Here is a 19,230-nt window from a genome sequence, read left to right as displayed (position 1 = left end):
GATGCCTTCCACCTCCGGAAGCTGCTTTTCCAGAGCGACCAGATTTTCAATCAATCGGGACCGTGCGATCACGCGGCCGTCGTGTTACATGTGCGCCGAGCGGACGCCAGGAGACAGCTCTTGTGCGACATCGATCCTGCCCGTAGAGCACGGCAATGTCCCGGTGCTTGCCGTTAGTCAGGCACGTAGTCAGGCACGTCGAACCCACTCCGGATGGCATCACGTCAAGCGTGTATGGCGCCACCGGGGCGCCGTTGGACGACATCGAAAGCTGGATGTACCTGAAGCCCGAGACCAGTACGGGCCCTTGGACTTCTTTGGACGTATTGGGATTTCTTGGGATGCCAGGATGGCCTGCCCGGAGGGACTCGAACCCCCGACCTATTGCTTAGAAGGCAATTGCTCTATCCGGTTGAGCTACGGGCAGGTATGGCCGCTGACGGGCCAGCGCGGATCATACCCGCAATGGGCGGGCGCTCAGGGCTTGGCGGCGTGCCCTGGCGCCCTTGCCGTCATTCGGCGTCGTCTTCTTCCTCGAAAACCACCGAAGGAGGCGCCATCACGCGCGCCATGTCGGTCATCGTGGGCACCAGGCCGCGTGCAAGGTAGCTGTAGGGCGTGTCGGGCTCCAGCGCCGCAGCGGCAAGATTGGCCATGGGCTGGTTCATCGTCAGGTAGTAGCTGCCCACGGGCGCTTCGACGGCGCCGCGCGTGAGCGCATAGGCGCCGCTGGCGGGCGTGGCCGAGCGGGCTTCGTTGTACGAGTCGGCCAGCAGCTGGCCGGGCTCGGCCACCTTGAGCACCTGCAGGCCCAGCAGGCGCAGCCTGTCCACGGCGGGCTGGGCGCTGGCGGACAGCCAATAGCCGCAGGAGCGCGGGCGCGACAGCGTGGTGCGTGGCTGCAGCGAAGCGTTCCAGTCCACGCGCACCTGCTGGTCGGCGCCCGTGTCGGGCTGGATCATGGTGAGGGTGCGCTGCTCGGGGGTCTGCTCGGCCAGTACGGCCAGTTGCTGGTGGCAGGCAAGGGAGGCGGTCTCGCGCGCCACGAAGGCCTGCACCTGGGTGAGGTCCTTGGCGCGCTCGGCGCTGGAATGCAGCATGCGTGTGGACGCGGTGACCAGGGTGTGCACGCGCCGCTGGATGTGGGCGCGGCCCAGGTCCGAGCCACGGCTGCTGACCAGGTAGCCCACCGAGTTCTTGAGCCCGCTGACGTTGCGCAGCGAATCGGGCGCGAGGCTGCCCATGGAGATGGACTTGTCCTGCAGGTCCTGGCTGGTGGTGTAGTACCAGTCGCTGCTCAGCCCGGCCTGCGACAGCGCGGTGCGCAGCGGCGCCGTGTACCACTCGCGCGCAGCCTTGGTCACGAATTCATTCTGGTTGGCCGTGGCCGAGTACTGCAGCAGGGCGTCGTAGCGCTGTATGGCCTGGTACTTCTGCAGGAAGACGCTGGCGGCGGGGAATTCCTGCAGGTCCACCACGGCGACGGGGCGGTAGTCGCGTGCCAAGGTGGCCAGGGCCTTGGCCTCCGGCGTGTTCAGGAGCAGGTGGTCATGGGCGATGTCGGTGCCATCGGCTGCATTGCGCGTGCCGGCTTCCACTGCGTCGGGGTTGGCGCGCGGCACGAGGATCACGTTGATCTGCTGCAGCAGCGGCTCCAGCAGGCCGCCGGGGGCGAGCTCGCGGGCGATGATGAGCAAGGCCTCCGTACCCGCGGGTTCGTCGCCGTGCTGGCCGGCCACGAGCATGACCGTGGGGCGGCGGCTGTCATAGAGCGCCGATGGCTGAATGCCGGGTGCGCGCGTGGCCACCAGGGCCTGGATGGGGCTGCCGCGCTGCGAGCTGCCGGGCTGCACGATACCCAGGCGCGTGTCGCGGCCCAGGGATTTGCTGGCCTGGCTGTTCAGCCAGGAAGACAGTTCGCTGGCCGTGGTGAACTGGTTGCGCTGCGGCGCCAGGCCCGGTGTGTCGTAGCGGGTGGCTGGATCGGGAAAGCGCGCAGCCACGGCCGCGTTGTAGGGCAGCGGGACCAGGTTGTTGGCCGGCGCGATGGGCTGCGTGGTCGCCTGCGGCACCACCGGGGTGGCTGGGGCCGGCCGGGTGGGGGCGGGCGCCTGGGGTTTGGAGGTGGTGGGCCATGGCGGCAGCGGGGTGCTGGCGCAGGCGGAAAGCAGGGCTGCGCACGCCAGGGCCGACCACCGCAACCTGTCCTGTGGCAGCTCCGAATCGGGGCGCTGGCTGGAGGGGGTGGCGTGTGGGGTCTGCAGTGTCATGGCGTGGCCTTGAGGAACCAGTCGGGGGAGTCTTTGAAATCCGGGAAAAGGGCGCGGCCTTCAATAGCCGCAGGCCGCAATGCTATCGGGATGATAGCCATGCAGGCTTGCGGCGCGCTGTCGGCTGAATGCGCAATCTGCGCCACGTGAAAAGGGCTGCAGCCCCGGAGAGATGCAGCCCTTTTTTGTTGGCGGATTCCTCGGCTTGCCGCAGGGCATGCCAAGGAGCCGTGGTGCAGGTCAGCGACCGTAGCCGCCGCGCGAGGGGCCGCCACGGCCACCGCCGCCGAAGCCGCCACCACCACCGCCGCCATTGCCGCCGCGGTTGAAGCCGCCACGGCGGCCACGTTCGGCCATGGTGTCCACGCTGGTGCGCATCGGATCGGGCTGGCCGCCACCTGCGCTGCCACGGGGGCCGCTGCTGCGTGCATGGCCCAGCTGCGTGCCCAGGTGGGCATCAGCGCGCGGGGGTTGGTCATCGAAGCGACGGACACCGCCGCCGCCTTCGCCGTCAGGGCGCGGGCCGCGCCTGGGGGCGTTCTGGGGGGCTGCCTTGGGACGGTGGGCGGCGCCGGATCCATTGCCCGGACCATCGAAGCGATCGCGGCGCGGCTTGTTGTTGGCGCTTGCACCGGCGTGGTTGCGGCCACGGCCCTGGCCGCCGGCGTTGCCTTCGGAGCGGCCTTCATCCGAGCCGGCCTTGGGAGCCTGGCCACGGCCACCTGCGCGGCCGCCACGGTCGGGCTGGGTGGCCTTGGTGGTGCGGATGCGGTCCATCATTTCCTGGCGCGCAGCCTTGGCGGCGGCCTGCATGACGTCACGGCTGGGCGGCTTGCCTGCACCGCCCCAGATGGTCTGGCGGCCCATGGCGATGGGCTCGGCCACTTCGTCCTCTTCGGGTCCGAAGCCTTCGAGCACCTGCACAGGGATTTCCTGCTTGGTGAAGCGCTCGATGTCCATCATGAAGCCTTCTTCGTCCATGCAGACCAGGCTGACGGCGTGGCCTTCGCGACCGGCACGGCCCGTGCGGCCGATGCGGTGCACGTAGTCCTCGGACACGTTGGGGATCTCGTAGTTCACGACGTGCGGCAGCTCGTCGATATCGATGCCGCGTGCAGCGATGTCGGTGGCGACCAGGGCGCGCAGCTCGCCGGTCTTGAAGCCGGCCAGGGCCTGGGTGCGGGCGCTCTGGCTCTTGTTGCCGTGCAGCGCCATGGCGCTGATGTTGTTCTTGGTCAGGAATTCGGCAACGTTGTTGGCGCCGAACTTGGTGCGCGTGAACACCAGAACCTGGCTCCAGTTGTTCTCGTTGATGATGTGCAGCAGCACCTGCTTTTTCTTGCCGCGGCCCACGGGGTGGATCACCTGGGTGATGCGCTGGACCGTGGTGTTGCTGGGCGTGACCTGAATGGACTGCGGGTTGCGCAGCAGGCCGTTGGCCAGGTCGCGGATCTCGTCGCTGAAGGTGGCCGAGAACAGCAGGCTTTGCTTGTCCTTGGGCACCAGGGCCAGCACCTTCTTGACGTCATGGATGAAGCCCATGTCCAGCATGCGGTCGGCTTCGTCGAGCACCAGGACTTCGACGGTGGATAGGTCCATGAAGCCTTGCTGCTGCAGATCCAGCAGGCGGCCCGGCGTGGCGACCAGGATGTCCACGCCCTTCTTGATGCGGTCGATCTGGGGCTTCATGCCCACGCCGCCGAAGATGACGGTGGAGTTGATGTCCAGGTACTTGGCGTAGCTGCGCACCGATTCCTCGACCTGTGCGGCGAGTTCACGCGTGGGCGTCAGCACCAGGGCGCGGATGCCCTTGCCGCCGAACTTGTTGCGCGGCACCTGGCCTTGCGAGAGGCGGTGCAGCATGGGCAGGGTGAAGGCAGCGGTCTTGCCGGTGCCGGTCTGGGCACCTGCCAGCAGGTCGTGGCCGGCGAGCACCGCAGGGATGGCTTGTGCCTGGATGGGAGTCGGGTTCTCGTAACCCTCCTCAAGCACGGCCTTCAGAATGGCGGGAGCCAGATTCAGTTCTTCAAATGTCATGTGATCAAAGATGCGCCCGTCCGGGGCGCTGGGTATCTGCCTGTCGAGGCAACCAGGGCGGTTGCCGGACCAGTCGTAGGCGGATGTAGTTCAATGTCGGGAGCCTGGAAAACAGCGTCCATCGTCCCCAGCTGGAATGCTGATGTCACGGGCAACTGGAACCCGTGACGCAGGGTATTGTCGCATGCGCGGATAATCACGGCTGGCGTGCAACCGATTTGTTGCCCGGTTTTTGCAGAAATCAACGATTCAAGTACTCGGACCAGAATGGCTCAATACGTTTTCTCGATGAACCACCTCACCAAGACCGTGCCGCCCAAGCGGCAGATCTTGAAGGACATCTCTCTCAGCTTTTTCCCGGGCGCCAAGATCGGCGTGCTGGGTCTGAACGGCTCGGGCAAGTCCTCGCTGCTCAAGATCATGGCTGGGGTGGACAAGGAATTCGAAGGCGAGGCGCTGCCCATGCAGGGCCTGTCCATCGGCTACCTGCCGCAGGAGCCGCAGCTCAATGCGGAGCACACCGTGCGCCAGGCCGTGGAAGAGGCCATGGCCGAAGTCAACGCGGCCCGTTCGCGCCTCGATGAAATCTACGCCGCCTATGCCGAGCCCGATGCCGACTTCGACGCGCTGGCCGCCGAGCAAGGCGAGCTCGAAGCCAAGATCGCCGCTGCCGGCACCGACTCCGAGCACCAGCTGGAGATCGCTGCCGACGCCCTGCGCCTGCCGGCCTGGGATGCCGTGATCGGCAAGCTGTCCGGTGGCGAAAAGCGCCGCGTGGCCCTGTGCAAGCTGCTGCTGTCCAAGCCCGACATGCTGCTGCTTGACGAACCCACCAACCACTTGGATGCCGAGTCCGTGGAATGGCTGGAGCAATTCCTGCACCGCTTCACCGGCACCGTGGTGGCCATCACCCACGATCGCTACTTCCTGGACAACGCTGCCGAGTGGATTCTGGAACTGGACCGTGGCCACGGCATTCCCTACAAGGGCAACTATTCCGAATGGCTGTTCCAGAAGCAAAGCCGCCTGGAGTCCGAGCAAAAGGGCGAGGAAGCCCGCGCCAAGGCCCTGAAGAAGGAACTGGAGTGGGTTCGCCAGAACGCCAAGGGCCGCCAGACCAAGTCGAAGGCCCGTATTGCGCGCTTCGAGGAGCTGAGCGATTTCGAATACCAGAAGCGCAACGAAACCCAGGAAATCTTCATTCCTGTGGCCGAGCGCCTGGGCACCCAGGTCATCGAGTTCAACAACGTCACCAAGAGCTTTGGCGACCGCGTGCTCATCGACAACCTGACCATGAACATCCCCGCTGGCGCCATCGTCGGCATCATCGGTCCCAACGGTGCCGGCAAGTCCACGCTGTTCAAGCTGATCGCGGGGCGCGAGCAGGCCGACTCCGGCGAAGTCATCGTGGGCCAGACGGTCAAGATGGCCTATGTGGAGCAGACGCGTGACGCGCTGGCCAACGACAAGACGGTGTGGGAAGACATCTCGGGCGGGCTGGACATCATCAACGTCGGCAAGTTCCAGATGGCTTCGCGTGCCTACGCAGGCCGCTTCAACTTCAACGGCCAGGACCAGCAAAAGAAGGTCGGCAACCTCTCCGGCGGCGAGCGCGGCCGCCTGCACCTGGCCAAGACGCTGATCCAGGGCGGCAACGTGCTGCTGCTGGACGAGCCGTCCAACGACCTGGACGTGGAAACCCTGCGCGCGCTGGAAGATGCGCTGCTGGAGTATGCGGGCACGGTGCTGGTGATCTCCCACGATCGCTGGTTCCTCGACCGTATCGCCACGCACATCCTGGCCGCCGAAGGCGATTCGCAATGGGTGTACTTCGACGGCAACTACCAGGAGTACGAAGCCGATAAGAAAAAGCGTCTGGGCGAGGAGGGTGCCAAGCCCAAGCGCATGCGCTACAAGGCACTGAAGTAAGCATCAAAGGCAAGCCTCAAAGCGCCTCCGGCACGGGCTGGAGCCTGTATTCTTCGGGCCATGAATCCTCCACCCGTTTCTGTTGCCGCGTTGCAAGCCTGCCTGGTGCAGGCTGTGCGTGGCTCGGAGGCGCTGATCCTGCGGCTGCTGCAGCGCACGGCGCATGCCATGGAGCAGGCCGACCAGCCGGGCTCGGGCCTGCCGCGCCGCGCTGAAATCCCCGAGGCGCTGGAGCTGCTGGCCCGCCATCGGGCGCCCATGCTCAAGGGCTATGGGCGGGCGCTGCTGGAATGCTTTGGTCAATCCGGCGGCGCTGCTGTCTGGCCCCCTGTGCCTGGCATGTCCGGTGCGTCCGGTGTGCCCGGCACCACCGATTTCGCCTCTCTCTCCCTCCTGGACGATTCCGTGCTGCAGTCGCAGCTGGCCCACCAGCGCCTGCTGCAGCATGTGGCGCCGCAGGTGGAGATCGCGCTGGCCGAGCTCGATGCCCTGGTCAGCGCCGTCCAGGGCCTGGACCGTGTCCAGCCCGAACGCAATCCGCTGCGGCCCCACAGCTATGTGCAGGCGCTGCAGCGCGTGATCGACGACACCGGGGTGGACCCCGGCTCCGCCGCCTGCTGGCTGGGCTTCATGCGCGAGCACCTGGGTGCGCTGCTGGTGTCCGAGTACGGCCATATCGCCCAATCCCTGCGTGACAAGGGAGTGCAGCCTGCGGCCTATGGCCTGGCGCCAGCACAGGCCCCATCGCCCGATGCGGGACGCCGCCATTCCGACCTGCCGGGGCAAAGCCGCTGGCGGGCGCCTTCCCACTATGGCGATGCCGTGGCCCAGAGCCGCGCCTATGGCTCCTTTGGCCAGCAGGCCCAGGAAGATGAGTTGACGCGGCGCCTGGTGGCGGCCCTGCTGTCCGATCCACGCTGGATGGATTCGCACCGCGAGGCGCCCGCTGCGGCGCCTTCTTCCATGTTGGCGCTGGCCCACACATCCGCCTATTCCGTGCCCGGGCAGTTTGCGCCGGCCATGGACGGCGCAAGCCGCCTGCAGACCACCGCCTGGCAGGGCAGCGAGACGGCACCCACCGTGCTGGCGGCGCTGCCCGAAGGCTGGACTTCGCTGAGCTGCATGGCGCTGGAGTCCGTGCAGCACCACTCGGCCCAGCTGGAGCAACTGATGCAGGCGCTGCAGCCGCCCGAGCAGCAGGAGCCCGCACCCGGCGTGCGTGCCGACGACGGCGCCGCGCTGCACACCCTGCAGCGCATGATGCGTTTCATGGCGGCCGACACGCGCCTGCTGCCTTCCGTGCAGCGCACCGTGGGCCGTCTGGAGCCGCTGCTGCAGCAGCTGGTGGTCCAGGACGCGCGCTTTTTTGAAGACCGCAGCCACCCCGCGCGCCAGCTGCTTGATGAGTTGACGGCACGCAGCCTGTGGTTCGACAGTGAATCCGCGCCCGGCTACGGTCAATTCCTGCAGGTGGCCGATTCCGCCGCCATGCGGCTGGCGGCCCTGCAGCGTGCCGATGCGTCGGCCTTTGCCACGGTGCTGCAGCAGCTGCGCGACGGTTGGGGCGGCAGCGGCATGCAGCCCGTGGGTCCTGGCGAAATGCCGGAAGGCGGCACGGTGACCGGGCCTGTCTCGGCTGCGCTCAGGCATGTGGAAAGGCGGGGCGTGGACCCGCGCTGGCCCGAAACCGCCATGCCCAGGGCCGAGCAGATTGCAGCCGCCATCCGGCGCCTGCCCAGCGCCCAGGGCGTGCCCGATGACATTCTGGAATTCGCCACTGGGCCCTGGGCCGAAGTGATCGCCAGCGTTCAGGAACCCGTGGACGGCAGCGAGGCCCGGGATCCCGGCGGCTATCTGGCCCTGGTGCCCAGCCTGCTGTGGAGCGTGTCGGCACATGCGGGCCGTGATACCGACCGCCTGGTGGCGCTGGCACCCCGGCTGCAGGCCCGGCTGCGCGCTGGCCTGCGCAGCGTGGGGCGTACGGAAGAGGAAATCCAGGCCTTTGCCGCGCGCCTGGCCGGCCTGCACCAGGACGCGCTGGATGCCGGTGTGGTCCGCCAGCCCATAGAGAGCGTGGACATTTATCTGGACTCCGTACCGCCGACCATCTACGGGTCGGACTCGGTGCTGGCGTCCCTGTCTTCCTCCACTGGTGCGGCAACGCTTGGCCAGACAACGCCCGGCTCCCTGGCGGGCCGTCTGCCGCAGTCGTTGTTTGGCGTGGCGGCCTCCCTGCCGGTGCCGCTCGATGTGCGGCAGCCGATGGTGGACGATATCGGCGCGCTGACCGAGCAGGATCTGGAGCTGCCCGAGGCGCTGCAGGATGAGCTGCCGGCCACCCCGGCTGCACAAGCGCCGCAGGCCTTTGCTGGGCTTGCGGGGCAGGCTGCGTTGGCCGGTGGCGAAGCCGCCCCGATGCCTGCCGAGCCCGCGCTGCCCCTGGAGCCACCGCCGCCGGTGGTTCCCGTGGTGTCCGAAGACTGGGCACTGGGCACCTGGGTGGAACTGTCCAACGCCCGGCAGTGCATCCGCACCCAGCTGACCTGGGTCAGCCCGCAGCAGACGCTGTTCCTGTTCACGGCCACCGATGGCAGCACCCAGTCCATGACGCGCCGCATGCGCGACAAGCTGCTGGCGCAAGGGCAGCTGCGGCGCGTGGACTGAGGCGCCTGCCGGACATGCGCCGGCGCCGATGGGGACGAATCGTGCCCAATTCGGGCCTTGCGGAGGTTGAGGCCTGAGGCCCGTCAAAAAGACAATGTCCTGCATCGGTGCGCTCCGGATCACGGGGCGCATCACCGAATAGACCCCACCAGCAGGAGACAGGAATCATGGCGCGTTTGAGGATAGGCATCGTCGGAGCAGGCATTGGCGGACTGGCGGCAGCCAATGCGCTGCACCAGGCAGGGCATGAAGTATTGGTGTTCGAGCAAAGCCGGCAGTTTCTGCGCGTGGGCGCGGACATCAACCTCACGCCCAATGCCGTGCGCGCCCTCGATGGCCTGGGCGCCGACATTGCCGCTGCCGTGCGCGCCAGCGCCGCACGGCCCACGCACCGCATCAGCCGCAACTGGGACACGGGCGAGGAAACCTCGCGCCTGACCATGGGTGACGAGGCCGAGCGCAAGTACGGCGCCCCGCAGTTGACCATCCACCGCGCCGATCTGCTGGCCGCGCTGGCCGATGCCTTTCCGCTGGACCAGGTGCAGTTGGGCAAGCGTGCCAGCCAGATCACGCAGACGGGGCAAGGCGTGGACATCGCCTTCACCGATGGCAGCGAAGTGGCCGGGTTGGACGCACTCATTGGCGCGGACGGCATCCACTCCGTGGTGCGCGCGGCCCTGTTCGGTGCCGAGAGCCCGCGCTTCACGGGTGTGGTGGCCTTCCGCGCGGTGGTGCCCACCGAGCGCGTGCGCCATGTGCCCGACATCCAGGCCTTCACCAAATGGTGGGGCGCCACGCCGCAAAGCCAGATCGTGACCTTTCCTCTGAACCAGGGGCGCGACACCTTCATCTTCGCCACCACGGCCCAGGATTCCTGGCACGAGGAATCGTGGACCACGCCCGGCAGCGTCGAGGAGTTGCGCGGCTTCTACGCCGATTTCCATCCCGATGCCCGGGCGTTGCTCGACGCCTGCGATGGCGTGCTCAAGACTGCGCTGTACGAGCGCGATCCCCTGCCGGCCTGGTCGCAGGACCGCATCACGCTGCTGGGCGATGCCTGCCACCCGATGATGCCCTTCATGGCCCAGGGCGCAGGCATGGCCATCGAAGACGCCGTGGTGCTGGCCCGCAACCTGGATGCCGCCCCGGGTCCGCAGCAGGTGCCCGAGGTCCTGGCGCGCTACCAGGCCATGCGCATGCAGCGCACCAGCGAGATCCAGATCGGCTCGCGCGGCAACAACTGGCTGCGCGCCGGTGGCAATGCCGATGGCGTCTACGGCTACGACGCCTGGGCGGTTGCGCTGCAGGCCTGAGCCCGGTCAGGGCCGGCAGGCGGCCAGCTCCCTGGCACAGGGCAGCTCCAGCCCTTCGGCCGTGGTCAGCGACTGCGCGGCCAGCACGGCACGCACCGTGGCCAGGGCCACGGCCTCAGCGGCCATGACAGACAGGGTCAGCATGCCCAGCGAGTGCTCGGCCAGGCCCGTGCCCAGGGCGAACAATGTGTCGCCATCGCTCATGGTGTGCACGGGGCGTATGGCGCGTGCCAGGCCGTCATGGGATACCACGGCCAGGCGCTGGGCCTGGACCTTGGTGATGCGTGCATCGGTGGCAATCACACCGATGGTGGTGTTGGTGCCTGCCAGCAGCGGCCGGGGCTCTTCGCCGCGCAGCAGGGCACGGCAGGTGTCGTGCAGCTGGCGGCCATCGGGGCTGCGCGCGCCGGCCAGCAGCGCGCCGCTGTGGGGGTCGACCACATCGCCCACGGCATTGCAGGCGATCAGCGCGCCCACGGTGACGCCATGCACGGTCAGCGAGGCCGTGCCAATGCCGCCCTTCATGGCGCGATCCATGCCGAAGACCTTGCCCACGCAGGCGCCCATGCCGGCGCCCACATTGCCCTCGGCAGGCCGCGCGGCGCTGGCGGCCTGGCAGGCCGCATGGCCGGCATCGGCACCCGGGCGGATGCGGCTGTCGCCCACCGCCAGGTCGAACAGCACGGCGGCCGGCACGATGGGCACGCGGCCCACGCCCACATCCAGCCCTATGCCCTGCTCATCGAGCCAGCGCATGGCGCCGCTGGCCGCGTCCAGCCCCCATGCGCTGCCGCCCGAGAGCATGACGGCATGCACCTGCTGCACCAGGTTGGAGGGGTGCAGCAGGTCGGTCTCGCGCGTGCCGGGGGCGGCGCCACGCACATCGCAGCCCCCCACGGCACCGCCGCGCGCCAGCACGACGGTGCAGCCCGTGGGGCGGCGGGCATCGGTGTGGTGGCCTACCTCGATGCCCTGTACGCGGGTGATGGAGCCGGGGTCTGAGTCGGTGCTTGGCATGCGCTGCTCTGCTCGGTGATGGACAGGCCTTCACCTTAGCCGAAACGGCAGCCCTGCACCCGCTCTTCAGCGCAGCACTTCCAGCTGCGTGACCACGAAGGCGCCCTGGTCCTGCTCGGCGCGAAAGCGCACCTTGTCGCCGGCCTTGAGGGCGGGCTCGGGTGCAGCCACGCGCAGCTGGAAGACCATGGTCATGGGCGGCATGCCCAGGTTCTTGAGTTCGCCGTGGCGCAGCGTGACCTTGCTGGTGCGAGCATCCCAGCGCGTGACCTCGCCTTCGCTGAGGTCCTGGCTGGCGGCGGCAGGTGCGGTTTCTGCAGATTGCGCGCCATGCGCCGCATGGTCGTGGGCCGTGGCCTGGGCACCGGCCCAGGCCGGGATCAGCGCGGCGGCAAGGGCCAGGCGCACGGCAAGGGCGGTACTGGACGTACGGGACGTACGGGAAACAAGGAGGGCTGTGTTGTGCATGGTGTGCTCCGGGGTTCAGCGGTAGCTGGTGAAGGTGCGGGTGGAAACGTCGCTGTTCATGAGGTTCTTGGTGATCAGCAGCACCTCGTAGGGGTCCTTGCGGCCGCCGTACTCGGGGCCGTCCATGCCGGGGCTGCCCACGGGCATGCCGGGCACGGCAATGCCCAGCGCCTTGGGCTTTTGCTTGAGCAGCTTGTGCACGTCGGCCGCAGGCACATGGCCTTCGAGCGCATAGCCTTCGACCAGGGCCGTGTGGCAGGAGCCCAGGCGCGCCGGAATGCCCAGCCTGGCGCGCACGGCGCTGTTGCCGGTGTCGTGCACGGTGACGGCAAAGCCGTTTTGCTCCATGTGCACCACCCAGTCCTGGCAGCAGCCGCAGTTGGGGTCCTTCCAGACCTCGACGGGGATGCGGGTGCTGGGTGCTTCTTTGGGCGCCGTGGGTGCAGCCGCCCACAGCGAAGGGGCGGCGAATGCCGTGCAGGCCAGGGCCATGCGGCGCAGCGCACTGCGGCGCGGGTGGGCGGATGCCATGCGTTCATGTTTCATGGGGTGCTCCTGAAGGGGGGGGAAGAAGGGGCGCGCTCATTGCGTCACCGTGATGGTTCCGCGCATGCCGGCCTGGTAGTGGCCGGGGATGAGGCAGGCAAAGTCGAAGCTGCCTTCGCGGTTGAAATTCCAGACCAGGTCGCCGGATTTGCCGGGCGAGACATGGGCCATGTAGGGCTCGCCGTGCTCCATGGTGGGGAACTTGAGCATCATCTGCGCGTGCTCGTCCAGCGAGGCCGGCGTGCCCAGCACGATCTCGTGCATGACCTGGCCCTTGTTGGCCACGCGCAGGCGCACCGTCTCGCCGCGCTTGACGCTGATGCGCTCTGGCGTGAAGCGCATGTTGTCGCTCATGTCCAGGGTGATGGTGCGCCGGGCGGCCGAGGCATCGCCGGCAATGCCCCAGGGCTTTTGCTCCTTGATCGCGGCGGCCTTGGGAGCGTCATCGTGGGTTTCGCTGCCATGGGCGAAGACGGCAGCGGGGCCGGCGAGCAGTGCGGTGGCGAGGAGGAGGGCAAAGGTGTTCATGAGGTACTCCTTGGATGGCATCAGTGGTGCTCATGGCCCGCACCGGGCTTGCGCACGCTGGGCGCGCCGGGGGACTGGCCGGGCGTGGTCTGTCGCGGTGCGGAGGCTTCGCCCGCCGGCCCCTTCCATTCATAGGCCACGCTGCCCTTGGGGTGGGTGAACCAGCCCGGGTCGCCGTAGTCGTTGGCGCCCAGCTGCTCGCGCACCTTGAGGGTGGTGAACATGCCGCCCATCTCGATGGGGCCGAAGGGGCCCGTGCCGGTCATCATCGGGAAGGTGTTGTCGGGCAGGGGCATTTCCATGGAGGCCATGTCGCCCATGCCGCGCTCGCCCATGACCATGTAGTCGGGCACGATCTTCTGGATCTTGCCGACCAGGCCCCGGTGGTCCACGCCGATCATGGTCGGCGTGTCATGCCCCATGGCGCCCATGGTGTGGTGGCTCTTGTGGCAGTGCAGGGCCCAGTCGCCCAGCTCGTCGGCGATGAACTCCACCTGGCGCATCTGGCCCACGGCCACGTCGGTGGTCACCTCGGGCCAGCGCGCGGACCGGGGTACGGGGCCGCCGTCGGTGCCCGTGACCTCGAATTCGTGGCCGTGCAGGTGGATGGGGTGGTTGGTCATGGTCAGGTTGCCCACGCGCAGGCGCACCCGGTCGCCGCGCCTGGCGACGACGGGGCTGATGGCGGGGAACACCCGGCTGTTGAAGGTCCAGATGTTGAAGTCCGTCATCTCGGCCACGCGCGGCGTCATGGAGCCGGGCTCCACGTCGTAGGCCGACAGCAGGAAGGCGTAGTCGCGCTGGACCTCGGCGATCTGCGGATGGGCCGCCTTCGGATGCGTGATCCACAGTCCCATCATGCCCATGGCCATCTGCACCATCTCGTCGGCATGCGGGTGGTACATGAAGGTGCCGGGACGGCGCGCCGTGAACTCGTAGACAAAGGTCTTGCCGGGCGGGATGTGCGGCTGGGTCACGCCGCCCACGCCGTCCATGCCGTTGGGCAGGCGCTGGCCGTGCCAGTGCACGGTGGTGTGCTCGGGCAGGCGGTTGGTCACGAAGATGCGGACCTTGTCGCCTTCCACCACCTCGATGGTCGGTCCCGGGCTCTGGCCGTTGTAGCCCCACATGTTGACGAAGAAGCCCGGTGCCACCTCGCGCACCACGGGCTCGGCCACCAGGTGGAATTCCTTGACGCCTGCGTTCATGCGCCAGGGCGTGGTCCAGCCGTTGAGCGTGACCACGGGGCGGTAGGGGCGGCCGTTGGGCGGTGCCAGCGGGGCGGCGGTTTCGGCCGAGGACTGGGTCGCTGCCTCGGGCAGGGCGGCCAGGGCCACGCGGCTGACGGCGGCGCTGGAGACGGCGGCCACGGCCGCGCCGGTGAAGAAGTTGCGGCGGTTCATGTCAGTGGCTCGCTGTGTTCGTGGGAGTGGGTGCGGCGGCGCTGGATGCGGCCTCGACCGTGCCTGGCGAGGTTCCGGCCAGAGCCAGCTGCAGGTCGGTGTCAGCCAGCCAGAAGTCGCGCTGGGCGTCGGTGGCGGTGGCCACGGCCTGGGCGCTGTTGCGGGCCTCGGCCAGCAACTCCCAGACGCTGACGAACATGCCGTTGTAGCGGAGCATGGTTTCGTCCTGGATGAAGCGGCGCAGCGGCAGCACCTCGGCCTGCTGCTGGTGGGCCAGGTCCCAGGCCGTGCGGTAGCGCATCCAGCTGCTGCGCGCCTCGGCCCGCGCCTGGATGGCGCCTTGCTGCAACTGGGCCGCGCTGCGCCGGACCTCGGCACGTGCGCGGCCGCTGGCGGCGCCACCCCAGTCGAACAGCGGCAGGGGCAGGTCGATCTCCCAGCCGCGTGTCACATCGCTGTGGCCGGTGGCCCGGTCCGTGGCGGTGTTGCGGTTGTAGCCCAGGCCGATGTCGCCGAACATGGCGCCCAGGCGTGCCCAGCCAGGGCGCTCGGCCAACTGGTCCAGGTCGCGGCGCAGGGCGCGCAGGTCCAGGCGCTCGCGCAGCGCGGTGGCTTCGGCGTCGTCCCCGGAGCGCAACTGCGTGGCGGCCTGCGGGATGGCGGGCAGCTGGTCGGGCAGCTTGAAATCGATGCGCCGTCCCCACAGGCCCATCAGACGGGCCAGTTGCTCATGCTCGGCCGTGGCGGCCAGGCGCGCACGCGCCAGCTGGGCTGCAGTGTCCTGCTGGATGCTGAGCTCGCGCGCCTGCTGCAGCCGGCTGAAGTTGCCCACGCGGGCCATGCGCCGCGCCAGCTCGGCACCGGCCTCGGCCGCTTCGTGCATGCGCTCGCTGGACGCCAGCTGCTGGCGCGCGGCCACGGCGCGCAGCCAGGCGCGGCGCGTGTCGGCGGCCAGCCGCAGCACATCCTGCGCGGCGGTCAGGGTGGCCTGTTCCATCTGCATGCCCTGCCAGCGGCTGCGCCAGGGCAGGGTGATCAGGCTGACCAAGCCGAAGCTCAGCTGGCGCTCGATCTCGCGCTCGTCGCTGTTGACCATGCGGCCCAGGGCCAGCGTGGGGTTGGGCAGGGTCAGGGCCTGAACGCGTTCGGCATCCTGCACGCCCAGTTGCGCCAGGCGCGCCTGCAGGCCGGGGTTGTTGAGCAGTGCGATGCGCACGGACTGGTCCATGTCCAGCGGCTGGCGCAGCCACTCGTCGATGCGCTGCTGCGCCGTGTCGCGGGCCTGCAGATCGGTTGGCGGCAGCTGGGCGCCGTCCGGCAGGCGGCTGGCGGTATGGGATTGGACCGCGCCGCGCAGGCCGTCGGGCGAGATGCTGGCGCAGCCGGCCAGGACCAGCACGGCAGCCATGGCGCCGACCAGCCGGGTGGGGGCGAAGAGGGTGCGCTTCATGGCCGGCCTCCGTGCTGCATGTGAGAGCCGTGCGGGGACGGCGCAGGCGTGGATCGGCCGCCCTGGGCGGCTTCCCAGCGCAGGATGTCCATATGGCCGTTGGGAAACTCGGCCACGGCCGCATTGGCCTGGCGCCAGTCGGTCAGCTCGGTTTCCACGGCGCCACTGGCCGGCAGCGCGGCATGGCGCAGCGGCAGGCTGGCCGCAGCCGGATCGATGGCGCCGGTCAGGCCTGCGGAGGAAGAGGCCGGGGGGTGGCTGCCGTCATGGGCTTGGGCCCAGGCAGCGGGGCTGGATGCGGCAAGGGCCGCCAGCCCGAATTGGATAAGGGGGACGAGAAAATGCGCACGGCGCATGGTGTTCTCCTGAATGCGAAACGGACAACGCATCCGCGGCCAGACGCCCCGCCATGCCCGCAAGCGGGCTGCCCATGGAGGGGCGGCAGGGATGGCGCGGACGCACTTCGGGCGTCAGGCTTCAGGAAATGGGTGGCTTGATGGCCTGCAGCTTGGCCGCGCTGGCAAAGCGCGCGCTGCCTTGGGGGCGCAGTGCGGCGGACGGCGCTGCGCCGTCCGAACCGATCTGGCCAGGAGTGAAAAGGGCCGAATGGCAGATGCCGCACAGGGTGCAGCTGGGCCCATGTTCATGTTCGCCGCAGCTGCCGCCCGCAAGGCCACCGGCCTGGGGAGCGCAGCCTGCACTGTGCTCGGCGTGTGATGCGTGATCTGGGTCGTGATCTGCGACGTGCGCCGCATGATGCTGCTCAGGGCTGTCCGGCGATTGCGTGATTTCCAGCGCGACTTCCCGCGCGATTTCGGGCGCGTGGTGGTGGAGTGCCGACGCCGGAGCCAACGCTGGCGCAGATGCCGCAGCCGGCGCCAGGGCCGACATGACCGGCGCAGCCCCCATGGCCATGGCGTCGCCCAGCAGGCCACGAAGGACCAGCAGCAAGACCAGGACAATGGACAAGGGGCGGCGCATAGGTTTGGATGATACCGGACGGCGGCGCGAAGTTCCTCAGGCGCGTGGGCTTTGCCGGGGCGGGCGGCGCGTGGCGCGCAGGGCCTCGGCGATCAGGGCCGATACGGCGGGCGGCATGTCCATGGGCAGGGTGGCCGGCACCGTGGCGCGGCCTGTGTTGCCGCGCGGCAGCCGGTCCAGCAGGTGGCCTGCAGGCACCAGGGCCAGGCGCAGCAACTGGCCTGCTACCTCCCCGCCATCGCGCAGCTGCAGCGCATGGCGCAGCATCCAGCAGTGGGATCGCCAGTGCAGGCCCAGCATCTGCTGGCCCAGCACATGGCTGGCCTCCAGCAGCAGCCAGCGCTGTGCGGGCGCCTGGTCCTGGCTTGAGCGGAAGCTGTGCAGCAGGTGGGTGAAGGCGGCGCGGCGCTGGGCGTCGGTCATGCCGCCTCCCTGTCGCTGCCCCAGCGGCGCAGCCGCAGGCCGTTGGCGACCACCAGCAGGCTCACACCCATGTCCGCCAGCACGGCCAGCCACATGCTGGCGTTTCCGGCCAGGGCCAGTGCGAAGAACACCAGCTTGACGCCCAGCGACAGGGCGATGTTCTGCCAGAGCACGGCGTGGGCGCTGCGCGACAGTTCCACCACCTCAGGCAGGCGGCGCAGGTCGTCGTTCATCAGCACCACGTCGGCGGTTTCCATGGCCATGCCCGTGCTGTGCATGCCGCCCATGGCAAAGCCGATATCGGCCTGGGCCAGGGCCGGTGCGTCGTTGATGCCGTCGCCCGTCATGGCGGTGGGGCCGCGGGTGCGCTGCAGCTCGGCCAGTGCGTCGAGCTTGTCCTGGGGCAGCAGGCCGCCGCGCGCATCCTGGATGCCGGCTTCGGCAGCGATGGAGCGCACGGTGGCCGTGTTGTCGCCGCTGAGCACCACGGGCTGCACACCCAGGGCCTGCAGGCGTGCCACGGCCTCACGGGCCTGGGGCCGCAGCGGGTCGGCCACGGCGAACAGGGCCCGCACGCCGCTGCTGTCGGCCAGCAGGGTCACGGTGCGGCCCTGGGCCTCATGGGTGGCCAGGCTGGCACGCAGCGCGGCGCTGTCCCAGCCTTGCTCCTGCACCCAGCGCAGGTTGGCCAGGGTCCAGAGCTGGCCGTCGATCTCGGCCTGCACGCCACGGCCGGGCAGGGCCAGCAGCTTGCTGACCGAGGCCCGTGCGGAATCGGCGGCCACGGCGGCATCGGCCTGGAGGCCGGAAGCAATGGCGCGCGAGACCGGGTGGTCGGAGCGGCCGGCCAGGGCCAGGGCATATGCGGCGGGCTGGCTGGAGTCCTGGGCCGCGTCTTCTTCGCTCCAGGATTTCCATTCGACCAGCTTGGGGCTGCCCGTGGTCAGCGTGCCGGTCTTGTCCAGGGCAATGGCGCGCAGCTTGCGGGCCGATTCCAGCGCCTGGCCGCCCTTGATCAGCAGGCCGCGGCGTGCAGCCGCCGTGAGCGCGCTGACCACGGTGACGGGGGTGGACAGCACGAGGGCGCAGGGGCAGGAGATCACCAGCAGGGCCAGCGCCTGGTAGGCCGCGTCATGCCAGCTCCAGTCCATGACCAGCGGTGCCAGCACCGCCAGCGCAATGGCCAGCACCAGCACGATGGGCGTGTAGACGGCGGCAAAGCGATCGACGAAGCGCTGGGTGGGCGCCTTGGAGGCCTGGGCCTGCTCCACGGCATGGACGATGCGCGCGATCAGGCTGTCATTGGCCGCCGAGGTGACGCGCATCTGCAGCTCGCCATCCTGGTTGATGCTGCCGGCGTAGAGCTCGTCGCCCGGGGCCTTGTCGGCCAGGGCGCTTTCTCCGGTGATGGGCGCCTGGTTGACCGAACTTTGGCCTCGCAGGACCACGCCGTCCAGCGGCACGCGCGCGCCGGGGGCCACGCGCACGGTGGCGTCCAGCGCCACGTCGGCGGCGGCCACGCGCTGCACGCTGCCATCGGGCTGGAGCACGTCGGCCGTCTCGGGCGCCATCTGCAGCAGGCTGCGGATGGCATTGCGCGCCCGGTCCATGGCCTGGTCCTCGATGCGCTCGGCCGCGGCGTACAGGGCCATGACCATGGCGGCCTCGGGCCACTGGCCGATGGCGAAGGCACCCGTGACGGCAATGGCCATCAGCGCATGGATGCCCAGCTTCAGGCGCAGCACGTCGCGGATGCCGGCCTTGTAGACGCCCAGGCCCGACAGGGCAATGGCCAGCACGGCCACGGCCATGCCGCCGTATTGCAGGGCCGGCACGCCGCCCTGGGAGCCGCTGAACCAGTGGGCGGCTTCGGCCAGCACGGCTGCAATCAGCGCGGCCGTGATGCGCGGCCAGCCGGGCAGCACGCTGTGGTCGTGGCCGGCATGGGGATCGCTCTCGTCGTGACCGTGGTCATGGTCATGGTCATGGTCATGGGCGTGATCGTGGCCATGGCCCTCGCCGTGCGCATGCGAGTGGCCTTGGGCCTTCTTGCGGGCCGGCGTGGGCTGGGTGATGGTGAAGGGCGCGCAGCAATCGGTGCCGCAGGCGGAAGACGGCGAAGTCGAGGCGGGCTTGGAAAGGGCTGGGGAGGCTTTCAGGGCCTCGTTGCCCTGAGGGCTTGGCAGGCGATTGGAGTTCAT

The 19,230-nt window shown here is 69.0% G+C and carries 15 protein-coding genes and 1 tRNA gene; 3 read left to right on the top strand and 13 right to left on the bottom strand.

What is annotated here, in order from left to right:
- Window positions 1-350 precede the first annotated feature (350 nt).
- From ACM14_RS12055 to ACM14_RS12045, 3 genes are all read right to left on the bottom strand, one after another.
- Window positions 351-427, bottom strand: a tRNA-Arg gene (locus ACM14_RS12055).
- An 85-nt stretch (window positions 428-512) separates the two neighbouring features.
- Complete coding sequence (locus tag ACM14_RS12050) at window positions 513-2,270, bottom strand: M14 family metallocarboxypeptidase (protein WP_065346269.1); 1,758 nt, start codon at window positions 2,268-2,270, stop codon at window positions 513-515.
- Window positions 2,271-2,510: 240 nt separating this feature from the next.
- Complete coding sequence (locus ACM14_RS12045; RefSeq protein ID WP_013803102.1) at window positions 2,511-4,307, bottom strand: DEAD/DEAH box helicase; 1,797 nt, start codon at window positions 4,305-4,307, stop codon at window positions 2,511-2,513.
- A 267-nt stretch (window positions 4,308-4,574) separates the two neighbouring features.
- Between ACM14_RS12045 and ettA the strand changes: the two genes are divergently transcribed.
- The 3 genes from ettA (at window position 4,575) to ACM14_RS12030 (ending at window position 10,213) form a co-directional block, all read left to right on the top strand.
- On the top strand, window positions 4,575-6,236 hold the full coding sequence (gene ettA, locus ACM14_RS12040) for an energy-dependent translational throttle protein EttA (protein WP_013803101.1): 1,662 nt from the start codon (window positions 4,575-4,577) through the stop codon (window positions 6,234-6,236).
- A gap of 60 nt (window positions 6,237-6,296) precedes the next feature.
- On the top strand, window positions 6,297-8,900 hold the full coding sequence (locus ACM14_RS12035) for a DUF1631 family protein (protein ID WP_065346268.1): 2,604 nt from the start codon (window positions 6,297-6,299) through the stop codon (window positions 8,898-8,900).
- 167 nt (window positions 8,901-9,067) lie between these two features.
- Complete coding sequence (locus ACM14_RS12030; protein WP_012204753.1) at window positions 9,068-10,213, top strand: FAD-dependent monooxygenase; 1,146 nt, start codon at window positions 9,068-9,070, stop codon at window positions 10,211-10,213.
- A 6-nt stretch (window positions 10,214-10,219) separates the two neighbouring features.
- Here the strand turns inward: ACM14_RS12030 and ACM14_RS12025 are convergent, their stop codons facing one another.
- The 10 genes from ACM14_RS12025 to ACM14_RS11980 all read right to left on the bottom strand — a co-directional run bounded on the left by ACM14_RS12025 (window position 10,220) and on the right by ACM14_RS11980 (window position 19,230).
- A complete protein-coding gene (locus ACM14_RS12025) occupies window positions 10,220-11,230 on the bottom strand; it encodes a P1 family peptidase (protein WP_065346267.1) in 1,011 nt (336 codons plus the stop codon).
- Between the two features lie 66 nt (window positions 11,231-11,296).
- Window positions 11,297-11,698 (bottom strand): copper-binding protein, encoded by a 402-nt coding sequence (locus ACM14_RS12020; protein WP_063326564.1) that lies wholly within the window; start codon window positions 11,696-11,698, stop codon window positions 11,297-11,299.
- Window positions 11,699-11,713: 15 nt separating this feature from the next.
- On the bottom strand, window positions 11,714-12,244 hold the full coding sequence (locus ACM14_RS12015) for a DUF411 domain-containing protein (protein ID WP_065346266.1): 531 nt from the start codon (window positions 12,242-12,244) through the stop codon (window positions 11,714-11,716).
- Between the two features lie 36 nt (window positions 12,245-12,280).
- The gene (locus ACM14_RS12010; RefSeq protein WP_065346265.1) at window positions 12,281-12,772 is read right to left on the bottom strand and encodes a plastocyanin/azurin family copper-binding protein; all 492 of its coding nucleotides are present in this window, start codon (window positions 12,770-12,772) and stop codon (window positions 12,281-12,283) included.
- A 20-nt stretch (window positions 12,773-12,792) separates the two neighbouring features.
- Window positions 12,793-14,175, bottom strand: coding sequence for a multicopper oxidase family protein (locus ACM14_RS12005; RefSeq protein WP_065346264.1), 1,383 nt, complete (start codon window positions 14,173-14,175; stop codon window positions 12,793-12,795).
- Window position 14,176: 1 nt separating this feature from the next.
- Window positions 14,177-15,625 (bottom strand): TolC family protein, encoded by a 1,449-nt coding sequence (locus tag ACM14_RS12000; protein ID WP_065346263.1) that lies wholly within the window; start codon window positions 15,623-15,625, stop codon window positions 14,177-14,179.
- A complete protein-coding gene (locus tag ACM14_RS11995) occupies window positions 15,622-15,981 on the bottom strand; it encodes a hypothetical protein (protein WP_013803092.1) in 360 nt (119 codons plus the stop codon). Before ACM14_RS11995 ends, ACM14_RS12000 begins: the two co-directional genes overlap by 4 nt.
- Before the next feature lie 121 nt (window positions 15,982-16,102).
- Complete coding sequence (locus ACM14_RS11990; protein ID WP_254662039.1) at window positions 16,103-16,594, bottom strand: hypothetical protein; 492 nt, start codon at window positions 16,592-16,594, stop codon at window positions 16,103-16,105.
- Between the two features lie 48 nt (window positions 16,595-16,642).
- A complete protein-coding gene (locus ACM14_RS11985) occupies window positions 16,643-17,029 on the bottom strand; it encodes a DUF3703 domain-containing protein (RefSeq protein ID WP_043824848.1) in 387 nt (128 codons plus the stop codon).
- A complete protein-coding gene (locus ACM14_RS11980; protein WP_065346261.1) occupies window positions 17,026-19,230 on the bottom strand; it encodes a cation-translocating P-type ATPase in 2,205 nt (734 codons plus the stop codon). Before ACM14_RS11980 ends, ACM14_RS11985 begins: the two co-directional genes overlap by 4 nt.

The sequence above is a fragment of the Delftia sp. JD2 genome (genome assembly GCF_001682645.1).
In the GTDB taxonomy this organism is placed as follows: Bacteria; Pseudomonadota; Gammaproteobacteria; order Burkholderiales; family Burkholderiaceae_C; genus Comamonas; species Comamonas acidovorans.
Note: the sequence above shows the minus strand (reverse complement) of the source record. Positions and strands in the feature narration are given on the sequence as shown.